The sequence below is a fragment of the Tenacibaculum pelagium genome, assembly GCF_014062345.1.
GTDB classification, from domain to species: domain Bacteria; phylum Bacteroidota; class Bacteroidia; order Flavobacteriales; family Flavobacteriaceae; genus Polaribacter; species Polaribacter pelagius.
The window spans coordinates 1-19,003 of sequence record NZ_JACGLS010000009.1 but is presented as its reverse complement, the minus strand read 5'-3'; the positions used below and the strand labels follow the sequence as shown (position 1 = coordinate 19,003).

The 19,003-nt window shown below is 29.2% G+C and carries 22 protein-coding genes; all 22 read left to right on the top strand.

Features of this window, described 5'->3' with window-relative positions:
• Window positions 1–203: 203 nt before the first annotated feature.
• Window positions 204–686 carry a hypothetical protein gene (locus H3Z83_RS12755; RefSeq protein ID WP_182125884.1) on the top strand — a complete coding sequence of 161 codons (483 nt, stop codon included), beginning with the start codon at window positions 204–206 and terminating at the stop codon, window positions 684–686.
• Window positions 687–817: 131 nt separating this feature from the next.
• On the top strand, window positions 818–1,465 hold the full coding sequence (locus tag H3Z83_RS12750; RefSeq protein ID WP_182125883.1) for a hypothetical protein: 648 nt from the start codon (window positions 818–820) through the stop codon (window positions 1,463–1,465).
• A gap of 43 nt (window positions 1,466–1,508) precedes the next feature.
• On the top strand, window positions 1,509–1,970 hold the full coding sequence (locus tag H3Z83_RS12745) for an STM3941 family protein (protein WP_182125882.1): 462 nt from the start codon (window positions 1,509–1,511) through the stop codon (window positions 1,968–1,970).
• Between the two features lie 175 nt (window positions 1,971–2,145).
• Window positions 2,146–2,676, top strand: a complete 531-nt coding sequence (locus H3Z83_RS12740; RefSeq protein WP_182125881.1) for a GNAT family N-acetyltransferase — start codon at window positions 2,146–2,148, stop codon at window positions 2,674–2,676.
• Window positions 2,677–2,851: 175 nt separating this feature from the next.
• On the top strand, window positions 2,852–3,361 hold the full coding sequence (locus tag H3Z83_RS12735) for a GNAT family N-acetyltransferase (RefSeq protein ID WP_182125880.1): 510 nt from the start codon (window positions 2,852–2,854) through the stop codon (window positions 3,359–3,361).
• Between the two features lie 151 nt (window positions 3,362–3,512).
• On the top strand, window positions 3,513–3,980 hold the full coding sequence (locus H3Z83_RS12730; RefSeq protein WP_182125879.1) for a hypothetical protein: 468 nt from the start codon (window positions 3,513–3,515) through the stop codon (window positions 3,978–3,980).
• A gap of 156 nt (window positions 3,981–4,136) precedes the next feature.
• Window positions 4,137–5,240, top strand: coding sequence for a ComEC/Rec2 family competence protein (locus tag H3Z83_RS12725; protein ID WP_182125878.1), 1,104 nt, complete (start codon window positions 4,137–4,139; stop codon window positions 5,238–5,240).
• Between the two features lie 212 nt (window positions 5,241–5,452).
• Complete coding sequence (locus tag H3Z83_RS12720; protein WP_182125877.1) at window positions 5,453–5,962, top strand: hypothetical protein; 510 nt, start codon at window positions 5,453–5,455, stop codon at window positions 5,960–5,962.
• Window positions 5,959–6,240, top strand: a complete 282-nt coding sequence (locus H3Z83_RS12715) for a hypothetical protein (protein ID WP_182125876.1) — start codon at window positions 5,959–5,961, stop codon at window positions 6,238–6,240. The genes H3Z83_RS12720 and H3Z83_RS12715 overlap by 4 nt, the downstream gene beginning before the upstream one ends.
• A 169-nt stretch (window positions 6,241–6,409) precedes the next feature.
• Window positions 6,410–6,853 carry a hypothetical protein gene (locus tag H3Z83_RS12710; protein WP_182125875.1) on the top strand — a complete coding sequence of 148 codons (444 nt, stop codon included), beginning with the start codon at window positions 6,410–6,412 and terminating at the stop codon, window positions 6,851–6,853.
• A gap of 824 nt (window positions 6,854–7,677) precedes the next feature.
• Entirely contained in the window at window positions 7,678–8,511 is an 834-nt protein-coding gene (locus H3Z83_RS12705) for a hypothetical protein (RefSeq protein ID WP_182125874.1), read from the top strand.
• A gap of 166 nt (window positions 8,512–8,677) precedes the next feature.
• Complete coding sequence (locus tag H3Z83_RS12700) at window positions 8,678–9,289, top strand: ankyrin repeat domain-containing protein (protein WP_182125873.1); 612 nt, start codon at window positions 8,678–8,680, stop codon at window positions 9,287–9,289.
• A 393-nt stretch (window positions 9,290–9,682) separates the two neighbouring features.
• Window positions 9,683–10,246 (top strand): hypothetical protein, encoded by a 564-nt coding sequence (locus tag H3Z83_RS12695; protein ID WP_182125872.1) that lies wholly within the window; start codon window positions 9,683–9,685, stop codon window positions 10,244–10,246.
• Window positions 10,247–10,335: 89 nt separating this feature from the next.
• Window positions 10,336–11,307 carry a hypothetical protein gene (locus tag H3Z83_RS12690; protein ID WP_182125871.1) on the top strand — a complete coding sequence of 324 codons (972 nt, stop codon included), beginning with the start codon at window positions 10,336–10,338 and terminating at the stop codon, window positions 11,305–11,307.
• Window positions 11,308–11,479: 172 nt separating this feature from the next.
• The gene (locus H3Z83_RS12685; RefSeq protein ID WP_182125870.1) at window positions 11,480–12,028 is read left to right on the top strand and encodes a hypothetical protein; all 549 of its coding nucleotides are present in this window, start codon (window positions 11,480–11,482) and stop codon (window positions 12,026–12,028) included.
• A gap of 206 nt (window positions 12,029–12,234) precedes the next feature.
• The gene (locus H3Z83_RS12680) at window positions 12,235–12,648 is read left to right on the top strand and encodes a hypothetical protein (protein WP_182125869.1); all 414 of its coding nucleotides are present in this window, start codon (window positions 12,235–12,237) and stop codon (window positions 12,646–12,648) included.
• A gap of 147 nt (window positions 12,649–12,795) precedes the next feature.
• Window positions 12,796–13,581 (top strand): hypothetical protein, encoded by a 786-nt coding sequence (locus H3Z83_RS12675; protein WP_182125868.1) that lies wholly within the window; start codon window positions 12,796–12,798, stop codon window positions 13,579–13,581.
• A gap of 253 nt (window positions 13,582–13,834) precedes the next feature.
• Window positions 13,835–14,260, top strand: coding sequence for a hypothetical protein (locus H3Z83_RS12670; protein WP_182125867.1), 426 nt, complete (start codon window positions 13,835–13,837; stop codon window positions 14,258–14,260).
• 157 nt (window positions 14,261–14,417) lie between these two features.
• On the top strand, window positions 14,418–15,797 hold the full coding sequence (locus H3Z83_RS12665) for an amidohydrolase family protein (RefSeq protein WP_182125866.1): 1,380 nt from the start codon (window positions 14,418–14,420) through the stop codon (window positions 15,795–15,797).
• 136 nt (window positions 15,798–15,933) lie between these two features.
• The gene (locus H3Z83_RS12660; RefSeq protein ID WP_182125865.1) at window positions 15,934–16,506 is read left to right on the top strand and encodes a hypothetical protein; all 573 of its coding nucleotides are present in this window, start codon (window positions 15,934–15,936) and stop codon (window positions 16,504–16,506) included.
• Between the two features lie 165 nt (window positions 16,507–16,671).
• A complete protein-coding gene (locus H3Z83_RS12655) occupies window positions 16,672–17,208 on the top strand; it encodes a hypothetical protein (RefSeq protein WP_182125864.1) in 537 nt (178 codons plus the stop codon).
• Window positions 17,209–17,948: 740 nt separating this feature from the next.
• Window positions 17,949–19,003: tyrosine-type recombinase/integrase (locus tag H3Z83_RS12650; RefSeq protein ID WP_182124353.1), on the top strand; the 1,055-nt coding region annotated here is incomplete at its 3' end.

Genomic DNA, 19,003 nt, shown 5'->3' with positions numbered 1-19,003 from the left:
ATGGTTGAATATCCAAAAGAGTTTAATGAATAAAAAATACGACACCACAACAATGTATAAAAATAATTGCTCAATTTTGGGCTTAAACAAAGGTCGTTGCAAGTTTACTACGTCTGATTTTCCTACGGAAAATCCTCGCACGTAAACCCGCAACTATTCTTATACGAGACCGTTGTGCAACATTTGATAAAACCTGAAATTAAATGAAGTTATTTCCTGAAAACGACTATTCTATTGAATTAAATAATAATAGTTCATTAGCAATTTCGGAATTAGAAAATCAAACATTATCGAAAGAACAGTTCGTTACGAATTGGAATAATCAAGCTTTCATCGGAAAAATTGAAACGAATGAATTTGAAGTTAAACTTTCAAAAAAGTTAGTTGGAGAAGTTTGTGTTCTGAAAGGGAAATTGGAAAGTGAAAAGGGAACGTTGAAAGTACGGACTAGTAGAATTTTTAAAATTATTTTTGTTGCGATAGTCCTATTTGCTCTATCTGGAATAGTTACAGCAATAATCCAAAACAAACTAGAAATGATATTCCATCTTGTTATGACTATTCTAGTAATGAGATTTATTTTTTTAGAATTTGGATTTAGAATAATTTCAAAAAGCGGAATAAATAAATTGACTGAAATAATCGGAATAAAAGAACTGAAAAAAACGTTGCACAACAATGTATAACCGCAATTACGGCGGATTCGACTACGTCCGAATCCACTCGGAATTGCTAACCTCTGTGCTAAACCGAAAATTAACGCATATAAACCTGTAACTGACGGTTATACGAGACCGTTAGGTAGCATAAGGAAGAAATGACAGAACATGAAATAAATATTTTAGAACACACCGATGAATCAAAAAAATTGGCTGGTCAAAATTTTACTGATGTACTTGATTCGGTTCGAGAACAGCTTATGTTAAATCGAGAATGTATCGAAAGATATGAAAACTGGCAATCAAAAGCTGAATTTAACACCCAATATTTGATAGATTTAAAGAAGTTGCAGAATGAATTTGAGAGTATGTTCATGAGTTATTGGGACGTAGAAATATCAGTGCCAAATGAACTATTGATATTTAATGAGCTTTACGTTTCCCAAGCCTCAATAGTTGTAGAATGGCATGCCGGTTTCTCTTATAATCATATCCAAAGAAGATATTTCAAATTTTTTAAAAATGGTTTCTTTAATTCAATAAGTGCAAAACCTACTAAATCTTTAGAGGAGATTATTATCGCTCTCAACTCAAAACCCACAAATTATCTAAACATATATTCAGTGGATAGCGAACGAAATATTGAAATTAATAGTCCTTACTATGAACTGAAGGGTTTGATTTTACCAGAAGGTATAGTTTCCTCGAATTATAAAATAGGCGATTATAAAGACGGACTAGTTCAAGATAAATTCGAAATTTTGACTCACTTAAAATTAAATGTAACGCTACCTAACAACACCTAAACTGCATTAAAACGCAGCTTAGCCAAACCGTTGTACCACATTAATGAAAAATCAAACTCAAATATTTAGACGGAATAAACTAAAGGACTTAATAATCTTATTCATCTTATTAATATTTGTCGCTTGTGGCTATTCTATATTGGAAAAAAATCGACTTATGGGTTGGTTAGGAATTTCATTTTTTGGACTTGGAGCAATTTGTTTTTTTATTCAGCTTCTGACAAACGTTTCTTACCTGAAGTTTGACAAAGAAGGATTTGAGGAGAAAAATTTGTTTCAGACAAAAAAGTATAAGTGGTCTGAAGTGAAAAATTTTAGACAAGCTAACTTTCGAGGAAATAAAAGTATCTTCTTTGATTATAATCCCGATAATAATAAATGGAAAAACAGAAGTAAACTAACTGAAATTATATTTGGAAAACAAAAAGCTATTACATCAAGTCATAATATTAAAACTGAGGAATTATTGAATTTAATGAAAACATATAAACGAAAAAACAAATAACGTGGTACAACAACGTATAAAATTAATTGCTTATTTTAGGCTTAACCAAAGGTCGTTGCTGTTTTGTTACGTCTGATTTTCCTTCGGAAAATCCTCGCACACAAAATCGCAACTAATCTTATACAAACACGTTGTGGTGCATATAACAGGAACGCAGAAGAAACCGAAAAAGTAAATGAAATTAACGATAAGAAAAGAAAATCCAGAAGACTTTAAAACAGTCTTTAACCTAATAGAAAAGGCATTTGAAAATGAACAAATGAGCGACCATAAGGAACAGTTTTTAGTGGAACGATTGAGAAAGTCAAATGCTTTTGTTCCCGAACTTTCAATCGTAGCCGAAACTGAAAACAAAATTGTTGGACATATTCTGTTGACAAAACTTAAGATTAAAAACGAATCGAACGAATTTGACTCATTGGCTTTAGCACCTGTTTCTGTGTTACCTGAATTTCAAGGAAAAGGAATTGGCGGAAAATTGATAGTCGAAGCTCATAAAAAAGCTAAAGAATTAGGACATAAATCAATCATTCTACTTGGACACGAAAATTACTATCCAAGATTTGGTTATGAACAAGCTGATAGATATGGAATCGAATTACCGTTTGAAGTTCCGAAAGAGAATTGTATGGTAATTGAATTGATTGAAAACGGACTGAAAGGAGTAAATGGAATGGTTGAATATCCAAAAGAGTTTAATGAATAAAAAATACGACACCACAACAATGTATAAAAATAATTGCTCAATTTTGGGCTTAAACAAAGGTCATTGCAAGTTTACTACGTCTGATTTTCCTGCGGAAAATCCTCGCACGTAAACCCGCAACTATTCTTATACGAGACCGTTAGCGGTCAGCTAAAAAACGAACGTTATCAAATAAATGAAAGCAATTGAGTATATAGAAACGGAAAGAACTATAATGCGTAAACTAACAAAAGAAGACGCCATTGATTTCTACACTTTAAATCTTGACGAAGAAGTATTAAAATTCACAGGAGATAAGCCTTTTGAAAATATACAGACTGCTGTTGACTTTTTGATTAACTATGACCAATATGAAAGGTACGGAGTTGGACGACTTGCTGTTATTGACAAAGCAACTTTAAAATTTATTGGTTGGTGCGGACTTAAATATAGTCAAGACAAAAATGAATATGATATTGGATTTAGATTTTACAGAAACTATTGGAATAAAGGGTATGCGACTGAAACTGCAAAAAAATGTCTTGATTTTGGGTTTAGTAAACTTAAAATTGAAAAAATAGTTGGTCGAGCAATGAAAGAAAATATTGGCTCAATTAAAGTTCTTGAGAAAATTGGAATGACATTTAAAGGAAATTTTGACTTTGAAGGACAGCAAGGAGTAATTTACGAACTAATAAGAATATGAATAAAGCCAAACCGCTAACACCGTGTATAATTAATGTCTAATCCTCGCCTACTTACGAAAATTCTCGCGGATTTTCTATTCGGTATTTATTTGCTAAATTAGGTACTTAAACACGCCACTAATCATACACAAGACCGTAAGCAATTTGAGAATGAGTAAACTGAACTTCAATTTTATTTTTAAAAACGCATTCGATACGTTCAAAGTTTTTGAAACCATTCCCGTTGAAATAAGTGGAATTTTAATCGAGGGACATTCTAAAACTATATGGCAAACACTAAATCATTTGATTATATGGAGAGAATTTCAGATAGAAAAACTGAACAATATAGATTCGAAGATTGATTTTAATGAATCTGAATCTTGGATATTTGAATGGAAACCAAATAATTTGAACGAATGGAAAACAAAAATAGAAGAATTCAAAAATCAAACAGAACAAATTGAAAGAATAATATTGAATCTTGATTTATCGGACTTAAAATTAAATGAGAAACTCAAACTAATTCAAGATTCAAGTACGCATTTATCATTTCATTTGGGAGAAATAATATTAATAGCCAGACAAAAAAACGAATATCCAAAACCAGAAGAAATGAATGAATTTTTAAACCAATAAAAACTGCTTACAACACCGTATAAAATTAATTGCTAGTTCTAGCCAACTTACGAAAGTCCTCGCGGACTTTCTATCTGTAATTTATTTGCTAACTTTAGTGCTTAAAACACGCAACTAATCTTATACAAACACGTTGTAAACCATTAAAAAAACAGTATGGAAATAGAAATAAATATGATTAATGTTGAGGATGGAGATGCAATAATACTTACTTTAAAAAAAGAAGATAAAAAAGCATTAATTCTAATAGATGGTGGTTATAAAAAATATTATCCAAAATTAAAAAAACGACTTGAGGAATTATTGCCTTCTTTTGACAACAAAATAGACTTAGTTATTTGCACGCATTATGATAATGATCATATTGGGGGAATTGAAAAGATGCTAGATGATTATCATCAAATAATTCAAGAAATCTGGATTCATAAAATTTCTGACACCTTAACTGAACAGGTTAGCTTAATGAAAAGTGAATTAGATTCAATTGAAAAAATTGAGGAAGAATATAAAAGGTTTAAAACACTAGCAGGAATTAATGAACATCAAGATTTTTTAATAATTGAAGGGTATAGAGATTTATTAAGAGTATCTGAAAAATTAATACAATATGATTTAGAGTCTAAAACAAAAGAACCGACTAGAGGAGATTATCTTGAAGGTTTTGAAGAGTTTACGGTTATTAGTCCAACTGCAAAATATTACAATTCATTTTTACATGAACTTAAAGGAGAAACATTTCTGAAAGATATAAGGAATAACATTTCTGAAAATAAAATGATATTGGAGAGTTTTGAAGAGTTTACAGATCTGCAAGAAATCAGAAAAGGCATTGATTTATCAACACCTTGTTCAAGATTAGAAAAAAGTAGTCTCAAAAATAGCGTTACTGCAACAAATATGGTTAGTATAGTAACTTTATTAAAAGCAAATGATTGTAAATATCTATTTACTGGAGATGCTGGTATTGAAACTTTTGAAGACCAAAATATACTTGATGAAGATATCAAAAACCTTGATTGGTTAGACTTGCCACATCACGGTAGTAAAAATAATACTTCAGAAATAATGCTTTCACATTTCAATCCAAAAACTGTTTTTGTTTCAGCCAGAGGAACTGCAAATAGACCACATTACTTAATTAAACAATGTTTAAAAAATAAAGAAACAGGTGATAATATTTTTGTAACAAATTCTGATGAAGAAACTTGGTATTTAAAATATGATGAAAATGGAAATACCGAAAGAATTTTAAATACATAAAAACGGTTTACAACACTGTATATAGCAAATAGGGCGTTTAGTGGTTTACGTAAGTAGTGCTATTTACAAACACCGCCAAATCGTTGATTTGGCTTTTAAAATGAATAAGATAAAAACAAAATACAACGCTTTGGCTCATTACAAACTTGAGGGTTCAGTGCTCTCTACTGCCCTACTTCCCATATACTAAACGTTGCCACACATTAAAAAAAATGCCGTTAACCGAATTAGTAAATAGTTTAGAAAAGAAAACTCAAATCGAATTAGCTATCGAATTGATTGAAATCGGATTGCCAATTTGGGAAAATTACAACTCTGAAAATCGAATTGAATACACGGACTCTGTTGTTGGAATGTATCATATAATAAATAAAAATCTGATTAAAAAATCAATTAAGCTCTTAAAAAAAATAAACGTACAGAATAACTTTCTGACTGACAAAATAAATGCACTTAAAATTAAATCACTTCACGATGAAATTAGAGAACCAGTTGTAGCTAGAGAAGATGATGATTTTGAAATTCCAATAGAAGTTGAACTAATTTTATACTCGACTTCAAATCTAATTGAATATGTAATGGGTAAAACTCATAGTTCTTTAAATGAAAATTTAGCATATATTTCAATTAACCAATCTATTGATGCAATAACAAAAAGTAAAATAAAGACATTTGACCAGATAAATGAAATACTAAAAACTTGCAAAACCGAATATAATTGATTGAACTTGAACAGTATTATAAGGGACAAAAAAGTTGGGAGATTTTTATAGAGGTTTTTGACTACAATTGGAAAAATTCTGAATTTCAAAAAACACTTCTCTCTAAATTAGATAACAGAATTGATTTAGCGAAAGCCATTGATTACATTATTGGAGAAACAAGTTTAAGTTGGTTAAATAAAAATATTCCTGCTTTGGATAATTTGACACCATTAGAGTGTTTAAAATCGGAAAAACTTATTAATCGATTAAAAGTGTGTTTAATGAGAATGCATTGAAAATAGAAAATAATAACGTGTGGCAACACCGTATATAATTTATTGCTAGTTCTAGCCTACTTACGAAAATCCTCGCGGATTTTCTATTTGGTTTGTATTTGCTAAATTAGGTGCTTAAAACACGCAACAAACCATATACAACAACGTTGTAAAACATTAACCAATCAGAATGCTAAAAACAATAATGAATTTTAAAAAAGTAGATTTAGGAGAAACTTGCAACGGAATGACTTGTGACTTTTTCACTCAAAATTTAAGAGATACTCATCTAATTGACATTCTTCATATAAAATTTAGCGGAAAATATAGACCTGGTTCTATGGGAAAATCTGAATTGGGATATATGACAGGGAATTATGAACTTGGAAAAGCTGTGTGGAGACCATTTAAAATAGTAATTGACATTAGCGAAGTGGATTATGAATGGGGAGATGATATGGAATTATTACTTGACATATCTGACCCAAAATCTTCCGTTATGATTGTTGGAGACAAAAATAGAAAAGCAATATCAACTCTTATGTTTGGAATGGAAACAGAAAAAGATATAGTTGACAACAAGTTCTTTTTTGATGATTTGGAAAAAGGAATTGAAAAATTAAAAAGAAAATAACGTTTTACAACAATGTATAACCGCAATTACGGCGGATTCGACTACGTCCGAATCCACTCGAAATTGCGAGCGTCAGTGCTAAACCGAAAATTAACGCATATTAACCCGTAACTGACGGTTATACGAGACCGTTGGGCAACATTACCAAAAATGAGAAAAAAAATAAGCATTTTATTATTTTTTATAGTTTCATATTAATTTGCACAAAATGAAATTACTTATGAAAAAACTCTTGCTGAAATAAAAAAATCGTCCAAAGTTTTATGTACGAATTTAATAATTCCAAACGTTGAATTCTCAATTGGTATTTTCACAACTGAATGGGACGTTGAAGACTTAACAGAAGAACAATGTGGAGATATTAAAACGAATGAATTAAGAAACAGAAAAATTCTTGAAATTCTTGAATCTAAAAAACTCTTAGAAAAATTTTACGTGGAGATGGAAAACAATAGCTTTGAGAGTATTGAATCAAATGAAAAATTTGAATGGAACAAAACTAAACTAATTATAAATCTGAATTTCTCAAACCATATTAGCGAATTGAATCAAGTTTACATCCCAATAATGAATAAAAAAGAAGCGAAAGAATTAATTAAATCAATTTGTCCAATATTTGAATCTGATTTTTGCTTCAAAAAATTAAACCGGAAATTATAAAACGATTGCCCAACACCATATAAAATTAATTGCTTATTTTAGGCTTAAACAAAGGTAGTTGCTCTTTTGTTACATCTGATTTTCCTGCGGAAAATCCTCGCACACAAAACCGCAACTAATCTTATACAAACACGTTGTAGGCAATTTGAAAATCGTAAAAACCAATGAAAATTTACCAGATATTAATATTTAGTTTTTTCATATTTAACTCTTGTAAAAAAGAGAATAGAACTGATAATCAAATTGCTGAAAATGGAAATAGAATTGTATACAATCAAGAGACTTGGTATGAATTGTGGAAAAAAGACAAAAACGTAGAAGTCGTAGTTATTGATACAACTTGCATAAACCAAAGAAAACGTGCAAGAAATGACATAGAAAAAGGAAAAATGACTTACTTCTATTATATGGGAATGTTTAAAATGTATCGTAGTAACACTGAAATGACGGAATTACTTTCAGAACATAATATTGGAATTGACTCAACTCTGACAACTTGTTTCGCACCTGTACCAGGTTTTGAATATTACTGCTATGAAAAAGAAATGCAATCTGCTATCAACAAAAAATATGGAAAGGACTTTATAGATTCTCTTCGATTACAAGCAGAGAAAACATATGTCTCTAAACATCCTAACAAAATCTATAAGTTTGAGGATTGTGATACTATTGCTAGATATCCAAGTGCATTAAACTACAAAGAACATTTTGATAATTACGAAATAGATTATTTTAAAAATTTTAAATACCCAAAAGGATATAAATTTAAAAATGAAAAGTCCTATTCGTATACTACTGCTGATTTTATTTTACACAAAGATGGTTCAATAGATGATATTGTGGTTGAAACAACATTTCAAAATTCAGAAAATGAAAAATATCGTGAATTATTCGATAAAAGAATGACAGAATTTATCAAAAAGACTGAATGGATTCCTGCTAAAAGTGCTGGAATAACTGTAAATAGTGAGATGCCAATTTATGTGTCTTATAAATAAAAAAACTGCCTACAACAACGTGTATAGCTAATTATTGGTACAGCTTGCACTCGGAAAATCCTGCGGATTTCCCTAATGATTCGTTACCTTTTACTATCTTAGACCTAGACAACATAACTAGCCATACACGAACACGTTGTACTGCATTAAAACCAATTAAAAATCTATGAGTTTATTCAAGAGTTTGTTTTCCTCAAATAAATCTGAAAAGGATTTCGGAATTGAGCTTTTTCGAGCACTTTATGAACCGAACAAACAAAAGGTGATTGAATTAATTGAAAAAGAAAATATTGAAATAAACGAATACTTGGATTCATCTAACTCGAACTCAATTCTAATAAATGCAGTGAACTGCTCGTCTGAATTTCAAGATTCGAATGAACAAATAGAATTGATTGATTATTTAATTAACCAAAAAGCTGACGTGAATTGGAAAAACGATAATGGGTTTAATGCTTTACATATCGCTCTTGCTTATCATAATCTTTCGAAAACATCCTTACAGTTATTAAGAAAAGGGAATCCAGATGTAAATATTGTTGAGGATAAACACGGAAATAGTCCCATATTTACTGCAATTCGTGAATACGGACTGACTTGGCGAGAAGAACAAAAAGAAGTCAACCAATTGAGATTTGAAATTATCAAAGAACTCTTAAATCGTGGAGCGGAATTAGATAAAATAAACAATCACGGAATTTCAGCCAGAAAATGGACTGAAAGAGTTCCTGAAAAAGATAAATTACATAATCTGATAAATGAATTTGACAAAAAATAACGCAGTACAACAATATATAACCGCAATTACGGCGGATTCGACTACGTCCGAATCCACTCGGAATTGCTAACGCCAGTTCTTAACCGAAAATTAACGCATATAAACCCGTAACTGACGGTTATACGAGACAATTCTACGCAATTTGACCAAACCAAGTAACTGAATGAACAAACCTCAAATTTTGAATATAATTAAGTTTTACTGGAAAATCAATTCTTGTAATTCTGACAGGTATTTTAATATTTGCTTATTCAATTGCGTTAATCGAAAAAATAAAGCGTCCGACTTTTAAAAATCTTCCGACAAATGCATTTATAATTATTGGAATAATTTTGCTTATTTTAATTTTTATAAACCTAAAATGGGTTTTTGGAATTTTTAAAACCAATCCAAATGAAAAGTAAGACAGTATTCATAATTTTCACTTTGATTTTGGCTTCTTGTAAAAGAGAAATTGAAAAGAAAACGGAATTAGGAAAATCTGAATTTAATCTCAAAACTGATATCACCGATTTTAAGAAAAAAATGACTGAATCAGACTCAATTAAAATTTGGTTTGATCATTCTGTTTGTACTTATCAAGGAGTTGAACGAATTGAAATAACTAAAAAATCTGATTCAATTAAAATACGAACTGAATTTAAAGAAGAAACTTTTAACGAAAATCCAGAATGGAAATTGGTTTACGAAAAGAAAATATCAAAAACTGACTCGATATGGAATATTGAGAAATTCTTTAAGCGAAATATTAAGCGACGGAAATCTGAAGAAAAAGAACACGGAACACTTCAAGTTTCACACAAAGGAATTAAAGTGAATTATTTCACTAATGGTTTAGTCGATTTAAATAGATTTATGGCAGATTATTTTGAGGTTATGAGAGAATTACATCCTGAAAATAAAAATGGAATTTATGGAGTTGAAATAATAAATGAACCTGAATTACAAATTGAATAAAAAACTGCGTAGAACAATTTGTATATTGCATATGCCACCTTCAGTAGGCAAACGCAACATACAAGAAACGTTAGCTATAATTTAAAAAAATGAGAAAACAGATAATACTTCTAATTACATTATTAACATTTTCAAATTTAATATTTGGACAAAAAAGCGAGAAGGAACTAAAGCAATACAAACAATTTTTGCCTTACATAATTAAAGGTCTTAAAGAAACTAATAAAAATTATGCAACTAAAAAAATAGACCAGAGAACAGTTGGACTATTTGAAAAACCTTGGCTCATAAAAAAAATAAAAAAAGAAACCGCTAAAGAAATACTAAACTCAATTATTGAGAATGGAAGTTTTAACATAGAAAAAGATTACAGAGAAAAATGGAATCTTAATTTTTCTTCTCAAATAAACACAAATAGAGAAATAAAAGATGTTTATAATAGTAATGCTCAATTAGCAAATATGCTTGTAGCTATATCAAATGTTGAACTTACAGATAAAAATAAAACATCAATTATAGAAACAGAAGAAAGAAAAATTCAAATCAATCAGTCTAGAGAATTAAATTTTCAAACTGGTGGTATTCAATGTAGTTTTCCTTTAAAAAAAGAATACGAAAATATCTCTGGAAACATTAAACTAACCTTAACAGAATACCAAACAATTAGTTACAAAGAGTTTAATTCAAGCAATGAAAATGAGATTTTTGATTTAGGAAATGAAAAGAAACTAAAGCTTATAAAAATAGAAAATAATAAAGCATATTTTTACTTACCAAAATCAATAGATAACATCAAAATTTCTTCAGTAAATAAAGAAGGTGAAGAATATGGAGAAAATGCTAAAATGCAAATACCTGAAATTATATTTAATTACGGAATAGGAAAGAATATAACTGACGCTAAAACTAAATCTTTAATAGATAATCTAACATTGGGAGACTTGAATGAAAAATCTCAGATATTAATGTATGAAACCAACGGAACAATTGAACAGCTATACATTTACTTAAAATCAAACCCAAAAGGATTAGCTTCAGAAAAAATGGAAATAAAACTATAGCTAACAACGTATAAAAATAATTACTCAATTTTGGGCTTAAACAAAGGTCGTTGCTCTTTTGTCACGTCTGATTTTCCTTCGGAAAATCCTCGCATACAAAACCGTAACTAATCTTATACAAACACGTTGTAAATAATTATAGCCACATCTAAGAAATCATGAAATAATCAGGGTGAAAAAAAAATCTAACAAAGAAAAAGACGCAACAAATAAACTAAGATTATATTACTTAAAAAATCGATATTTCTTAAGTCTTCTAATTTTAGTAATTATTGGATTTGGGCATAATTTAAGTGAAGAAAAAATTATAAATAGTAATAATCATTTGTTCATCGGAATGTTTGTTTTTACTGTTTTTTCTCTTCTCTTTTTTTATCTAAAAAAGAAAAAAGGAATAAAGCTAATTGAAAGTAGTTTATTTTGGGGAATAGCTTTGGGATTTTTATCTTTTTGGAGTTTTAATTATTTAAATATTAAATCAAATAATAAAGCTCCTATTCAAATTGCAAACTGTGAACTCAAAGGAACATCATTAAGTAGAATGACTAGAGGATTTTACTTTTCTTTCAAAGGAGAAATAAAGTTTATATCTGGGTTTTATGATTTCATGAGAAAATTAGAGTCTAAAAACTATGAAAATGATTTGATTTTAACTTTACATTTTTCTAAAGGTTGGGACAATTCATACATAATACATTCTTGGAAAGTTAAAGAAAAGTAATATTTTGCTAAAGATGAATTAAAAACAACTATTTACAACGTATTTGTGTATAATTCATTGCGGCTGAATTTCCTCACCAGAAATTCAATCTTATTAATTATCTTTCCGCAACAACGGAAAACGACTCGCGTCCTTTTCCCGCAAAAAATCATACACAAATACGTTGTAAAACATTTTGACTAACCGGAACTCTATACTGAAATAATATGAATATTAAAACTGGAATTTTCACTTATTTCTTTTTGACCGTATGGTCAATCATTTTTAGTATTGGATCTATTATTGCGTATACCAATAATGGACTAATCAGAATTTTCGGGAACCTAACCGAAAGTAACTACTTGAATTCTTTACCATTTCTAATAATTGGAATTTTTGCACTCGGACTTTTCTTTGGAAATCTTATATTTTCTTTTTGGGTAAAAGAGAATAAAGATAAACTAATCATTAAAAACCTGTTTAGAAAGGAGAAAATAGAGTGGATTGAAATATCTGAAATCGATAAATTTCAGTGGACTAATCTTCCTCAATTTGCTATAATAAAGACTAAATCTGGAAGGAAATTTTATATTCACTGTAATTACGACGGACTAAAAAAAACGTTTTTCAACAATGTATAACCGCAATTACGGCGGATTCGACTACGTCTGAATCCACTCGAAATTGCTAAAACTAGTGTTTAATCCAAATTTAAAGTATATTTAATCCGTAACTGACAGTTATACGAGACCGTTAGCAATAATAAAAAACGAAAAAAGTAACAAAGAATGAATGAAGATAAATTAAAAGGTTATTTACTAATAGTTGGAATCGCATTAATAGTTTTATTACCAATAGTATATATTATATCTTCAAAAATAAAATCTAAAGAGTTAAATAGTAATGGGATTAAATCTACAGCTATTGTTCAAAGAGTTGAACGAAATAAAAACGTCAAGACAAGAACATTTTCATACTTTATAACTTTGAAATATCAAGATTATAATAACAATGAATATTCTGAAACATTACCTATAGATTTTTCAGAATATAGAAAAAGAGTTAAAGGTCAAGAAATTGAAATTTTGTATGACAAAATGAATCCTAAAAATATTGAGATTTTGGATTATAAAAAATTCAAAAAAACAGAAGAAAGAATATTGTTTTATGAAGATTTAATTGATTTTCAAAATCAATTAAATCCAGAATACATACTTGATAAGTTGAATAAAATATCTTATGGTTGGGAAATCAGAGAAAAGGATTCTTCTTTTTTCATAAATAGAATTAGACAGAGCTACCTTATCGTCAAAAAAGATACTACAAAGTATATTACTGATTTAATTCACAATAACGATATAACAAAACATATTGAAAAAACTGATTTTATGGAATCCGAAAAAATGAATGTAGGCTACATATATAACCCTTTTTTAAACATAGAGAAACCAAAAAAAAATATCTCAATGACTGTTTTTGCCAAAAATAAAATAAAAGGTGAGTGTACCTTAAAATTTTATGATCAGATAGACTATAAAAGAAAATTATGGAATGTAATGTCATCCGTCAAATAATTACTATTGCTAACAAGAGGGTATAATTTATTGTTATTTAAGTACTAATTTTAGAAATTAATTGATAACCCAAAGTTTGTGTTTTATTTACTAAATTACTAATAAAACGCCACAACAAACCATACCCCAAACCGTTGTATGCAATGCCTCAAAAAATCTAAATATGAAAGGAATAAAGAAAATAGTATTCATAATATTTAGAATTATATTCATCTATGTCTCATCCATATTTTACTTGCCAAAAACATATGGATTGAATAAAAATAAATTAAGAATAGAATTAGGTTTACCAACTCTTGACAAGAACTGGTTTATAGAAAAAACCGAAAGTATAAACAAAAAACTAAAAGTATCTAATCAAGTATGGAAAAATGCCGACACTCTTGCTTTCCATAAATATAAAGAAGTTGTCTATCGAAAAAGTTTTTGGATTGGAAAAAATGAAATAATTCAAGAAATTGATTCTTATACTAATTACATTTCTGAATCCGAATATGAACTACTAATATCTCAATATGATTTCAAATCTGATTCTTGGTTTGTGACATTAGACACTTTCAAAAACAATAAATTAGTTAATGAAAAATGGAGACTTAATTATAATGGCGGAATTGAAATGGGAATAATAGGAACTGACAAAAAATACCTTGATAGAATAATAGAAAAATGGGAGAAATAAAACACCGCATACAACAATAGCTAAAAAACATTGCTCACGGAATTTCCCTTTGGGAAATTACCGCTGATGACCAAATGTTTAAGTATATTTATAAACTAAACGTTAAAACCAACACAACGATTTCTTAGCTGAGACCGTTGGGCTTAATTAAAAAACAGTGAAACTTAAAAAAATTTTCATAATAGTAACATACTTTCTTTTGATTTCATGTCAAAATGAAATTGTTGTTGATCATACTATTCTTTCTAATTGCAATATCATCGATATTAAAACGGGAGAAATTACTAAAGGCAGTGACATTTGGATTGATAAAGATAGAATTCATAAAATCACACCTCACAATAAAAACTTAACCACAACAGATACGCTTATTGATGCTACTAACAAATATGTAATTCCAAGTCTTTGGGATATGCATGCGCACCTTGTGTTTAATGATTGGGTGGCCAATCTTAACACAGCAATGGGTGTTACTGGACTACGAAGTATGCACGGCGGAAAAAATATAGAAGATGTTTTAAAACATAGAAAAGATGGATTTTACAAAGGTTTTGAGTTTTTGTTTTCGAGTCCAATTACTGAAGGTCCAGGTGAAACATGGCCAGGCACTAGAGTTGCCTTAAATGCTGAAGAGGGTCGTCAATTAGTAAGAGAATATCATGCAAAAGGTTACGATTTTGTTAAGGTTTATAATTTTCTAAGCAATGAAACTTATCGCGCGATTGCAGATGAGTGCAATAAATTAGACTTCCCATTTGCAGGGCATGTACCTATAGAAGTCACAACTGAAGAAGCTATTTTGGCTGGTCAAAAGAGCATAGAGCATACCATAGGATTAGAGCATGCCCTTGCAGACCCAAAATCATTCAACAATAAAAATTTAGATTATAATCAAAATATGACTGCTTTTTTAAAGGCATATGATGATAAACTAAAAGATAATGTGCTTGCTATAACAAAATCGAACAAGACTTGGTTTTGTCCAACACTAGCCAATCTGAAGGCTTTTATAATTACCGAAGAAATTGATTCTATTTTTAGAAATGACCCAAGGTTAAAATACATACCAAAGGAAGAACAAAATTATTGGTTTGGTGATGTAACAGAAGAAGGAACACCTTCCTATTTAGCAGTCAATGAAAATTGGGCCAAAACCGAAAAAGCTGTTTTTGAACTTAGAATGTCGTACTTAAAACCAATGTTAGATAATGGCACCAAATTTTTGGCAGGAACAGATATAGGTAACCCAAATATATATCCAGGGTTTACATTACACGATGAACTTACACTTTTTGTGAAAGCTGGTTTTACGGAGTTGGAAGCATTACAAACAGCGACTTTGAATCCTGCGATTTATGTAGAACGTGAGGATGAATTGGGAACTTTGGAAGTAGGCAAAATTGCAAATATTTTAATTCTTGATAAAAACCCCTTAGAAAACATTAAAAACACCTTAACTATTAATGGATTAGTTAGACGAGGAGAATATTTTGGAAAAGATTATCTAAATAAACTACTGGATGACTTGATTAACTAAGCCCAACAACGTGTATAGTTCATTGCTTTGAAATTCCTACTCGGAATTTCCTCGCTGCTGAACAATGGTTTCTCTCCTTTTTCCTAACTTAGTACCAATCGCAACGAAACAATATACGAACACGTTGCCCACAATTATGAAAAACATCCTGCTGACATTTATAATCTTAATTTCATTAACTACTTGCGATTCGAAAAAAAGCAACTCGACTGAAATAAATGCAGCGGAATCTGAAAAAAGAACTACTGAACTAAATACTCAAAAAGTTGAACTGAACGAATTAGAGAAAGAAGAAATATTAAGAGAGGAAATTAATACTCAATATCTGGCTGAATTATCAAAATGCTTTCAAAACATAAATGCGGTAACTGATTTTAATGGGAAAAAAGAATTTTGGAGAATTTGCAAAACTGATAGTGGAAAAAGAATAATCCAAATTGACTCACACGAAGAAACTGCTCTTTACGAGGAAGTTTATTTTGAGCAAAATGGAGAATTAATTTACGCAGAGGAATCGATTAAATATATACCGATTAATCATTTTGTTCTTCAACTTTGGACTTGTCAATTTTATGCGGAAAAAGGAAAACTTGTTTCTCTGATATCATTAGGTCATGGAAAAACAGAAGATGACGAATGGAATCCTGAAATAATATTCGAGATGTATAAAAATAGAATAGCGGAATTGAAAAAAATAGCGGATGAATAAAAAAACTGTGGGCAACACCGTGTATAATTAATTGCTTTGGTCGTTGCTTATTTGGAAAATTCCTTCGGAATTTTCTCGCGTTCGTTTTTGTTTACTAAATTAGTTGCTGAAACACGCAACTAAACCATACACAAGACCGTTACTTACAATATGAAAAAGACCCCTATGAAATTAACAATATTACTTATAATAATTATCATTGTTATAATCGGAATATCGAGAACGAAAAAAAAGGGGGAAGTACAAGAACTACCCATTTTGGAACCTAAAACATTAAATGTTCAAATTGATAACGGAATAAATGAAATGTTAGATTTAATTATAAATAATTTAAGAAAAGAGAACAAGTCTTTCTTAACTAATATTATATCTAATAATATTGTACTCTTTCAATTGACACACCCTTCAATGTTTGAAATCACTAAGCCTAGTAATAATGAATTTGGAATAACTATTTCATTAAACTTTGGAGGTGAACCTAAAATGCAAGAAAAATTTCAAGAACTTGATTTCTCAAGTAGTTATAAATATTATGAATATCAGAAAATCCCTACATATTTGAAAAACAATGGAACTAATCTGAAAAATTTGGAATTTGAAATAAAGGAAATTTTAAATAAAGTCTATAGTTTGGATAATCAAACAAATATTGAAGTTGAAATTTATGACCAAGGACCTATCCAATATATAATTCCGAATTAATTATAACTGAATATATACTGTAAGTAACACCGTATAAAAATAATTGCTATTTTAGGCTTAACCAAAGGTCGTTGCAAACACGTTAGGCATAATTAGAAAAACCATATGATAAAAGATTTCCTTATTTCATTTAAAGATAATTTTAAAGAAAAAACACGTAATCCCTTTTTAGGTACAACCAATCTTTACTTAAAGCTACTTCTTTTTCTGTTTTAGTGAGCTTTGACCACTCAGAAATTAACACTCCTCCAGTGTAAATTTTAGGTTCAGAAAAATTGAGTTTCATATCAAAAAACGTTTACGGTAGCGTTTATGGTTTGTAAAAGTAAAAAACTTAAGGGTATAAAAAAACGGATTGTAGTAAACAATCCGTTAGTTTTAAAAGCTTTAAGCTTAGTAGCGGGAACTGGACTCGAACCAGTGACCTTCGGGTTATGAGTTCGAAGGAATACCTCTTTTCACGCTCTTTACACTTATTTTTTTTATAAAACTGTTTACGAAACCGTTTACGGTAAATTAAACATATATTCTGATGTAAATTTAACCATTTTCTACATTACGCAATAAGTATTTTTAATGTATTTTCATTTCAACCTGCAATGAAAATACATCTCTTTATATTTTAAATATAAAAACACCAAGTAAAAACAACGCATTTTCAAAGCACCAATAACTAACTAAAATACAAATAGTTATAATTAAAAATAATTATATTTATATAAAATTAAGTTATATAGAAGATGAAAGAATTGCCTCTAATTTTACTAGAACAAAAAAATCATAGAAAAGTTCATCAATTATTGGTTAAGTTTAAATACAATGAAAATTTAATCAATCTAATAAGAAAAATTCCAAATGTAAATTGGAGTTCTTCATTAAAATCTTGGTATATAAAAGACACACTAGATAATTTAAATTTAATTCTTAACACTTTTAAAAATAAAGCAACTATTGACCAAAGTAAATTATCAAGAAAAAATGCTTTTAAGAGGAATTTAACAGATGAGCAAAGGAAACTGCTAAACAATTTTTATCTCTATTTAAAAGGAAAAAGATATAGTCGAAGTACAATACAGACTTATACTTTTTTTATTGCAGATTTCGTAAATTTCTATACAAAAGTATCTTTAGAAAATCTCACAAACAGAGATGTTGAAATTCTTATTGAAAAGGTTTTTATTGAACGAAATTATTCTATTAGTTCGCAAAGACAATTTATAAGTGCTTTAAAAATTTTCATAAACTTTTACCCATATACAAAAATTAATAATCTAAAATTAGAAAGACCTAAAAAGTCACGCAAACTTCCAAATGTTTTATCACAAGAAGAAGTTTTAAATATTATTCGATGCACTCAAAATTTAAAACACCGCGCTATTATATCTTTAATTTATTCTTGCGGATTAAGGGTAAGTGAATTAGTAAATTTGAAATTAGTCGACTTCCATATTGAAAGAAAACAGCTAATTATAAAAAATGGAAAAGGAAGAAAAGATCGGTATGTAAGTTTAGCTGAGAGTTTTTTACCACTTCTGTCTAATTACTATAATACTTTTAAACCTTCTATTTATTTCGTTGAAGGGCAAAAAGGAGGAAAATATAGCACTGAAAGTATTAGACAATTTTTAAGAAGAAGCTGCAAAAAAGCTCATATTAACAAAACCGTTACACCACATACACTAAGACATAGTTATGCTACTCATTTATTAGAAAACGGTGTTGACATAAGATATATACAATCTTTACTAGGTCATGCAAAACCTGAAACCACAATGATTTACACTCATGTAAAAAG

Coding starts and splice junctions, on each gene's coding strand:
- H3Z83_RS12755 (WP_182125884.1), top strand. CDS start 204: ATGAAGTTATTTCCTGAAAACGACTATTCTATTGAATTAAATAATAAT.
- H3Z83_RS12750 (WP_182125883.1), top strand. CDS start 818: ATGACAGAACATGAAATAAATATTTTAGAACACACCGATGAATCAAAA.
- H3Z83_RS12745 (WP_182125882.1), top strand. CDS start 1,509: ATGAAAAATCAAACTCAAATATTTAGACGGAATAAACTAAAGGACTTA.
- H3Z83_RS12740 (WP_182125881.1), top strand. CDS start 2,146: ATGAAATTAACGATAAGAAAAGAAAATCCAGAAGACTTTAAAACAGTC.
- H3Z83_RS12735 (WP_182125880.1), top strand. CDS start 2,852: ATGAAAGCAATTGAGTATATAGAAACGGAAAGAACTATAATGCGTAAA.
- H3Z83_RS12730 (WP_182125879.1), top strand. CDS start 3,513: ATGAGTAAACTGAACTTCAATTTTATTTTTAAAAACGCATTCGATACG.
- H3Z83_RS12725 (WP_182125878.1), top strand. CDS start 4,137: ATGGAAATAGAAATAAATATGATTAATGTTGAGGATGGAGATGCAATA.
- H3Z83_RS12720 (WP_182125877.1), top strand. CDS start 5,453: ATGCCGTTAACCGAATTAGTAAATAGTTTAGAAAAGAAAACTCAAATC.
- H3Z83_RS12710 (WP_182125875.1), top strand. CDS start 6,410: ATGCTAAAAACAATAATGAATTTTAAAAAAGTAGATTTAGGAGAAACT.
- H3Z83_RS12705 (WP_182125874.1), top strand. CDS start 7,678: ATGAAAATTTACCAGATATTAATATTTAGTTTTTTCATATTTAACTCT.
- H3Z83_RS12700 (WP_182125873.1), top strand. CDS start 8,678: ATGAGTTTATTCAAGAGTTTGTTTTCCTCAAATAAATCTGAAAAGGAT.
- H3Z83_RS12695 (WP_182125872.1), top strand. CDS start 9,683: ATGAAAAGTAAGACAGTATTCATAATTTTCACTTTGATTTTGGCTTCT.
- H3Z83_RS12690 (WP_182125871.1), top strand. CDS start 10,336: ATGAGAAAACAGATAATACTTCTAATTACATTATTAACATTTTCAAAT.
- H3Z83_RS12680 (WP_182125869.1), top strand. CDS start 12,235: ATGAATATTAAAACTGGAATTTTCACTTATTTCTTTTTGACCGTATGG.
- H3Z83_RS12675 (WP_182125868.1), top strand. CDS start 12,796: ATGAATGAAGATAAATTAAAAGGTTATTTACTAATAGTTGGAATCGCA.
- H3Z83_RS12660 (WP_182125865.1), top strand. CDS start 15,934: ATGAAAAACATCCTGCTGACATTTATAATCTTAATTTCATTAACTACT.
- H3Z83_RS12655 (WP_182125864.1), top strand. CDS start 16,672: ATGAAATTAACAATATTACTTATAATAATTATCATTGTTATAATCGGA.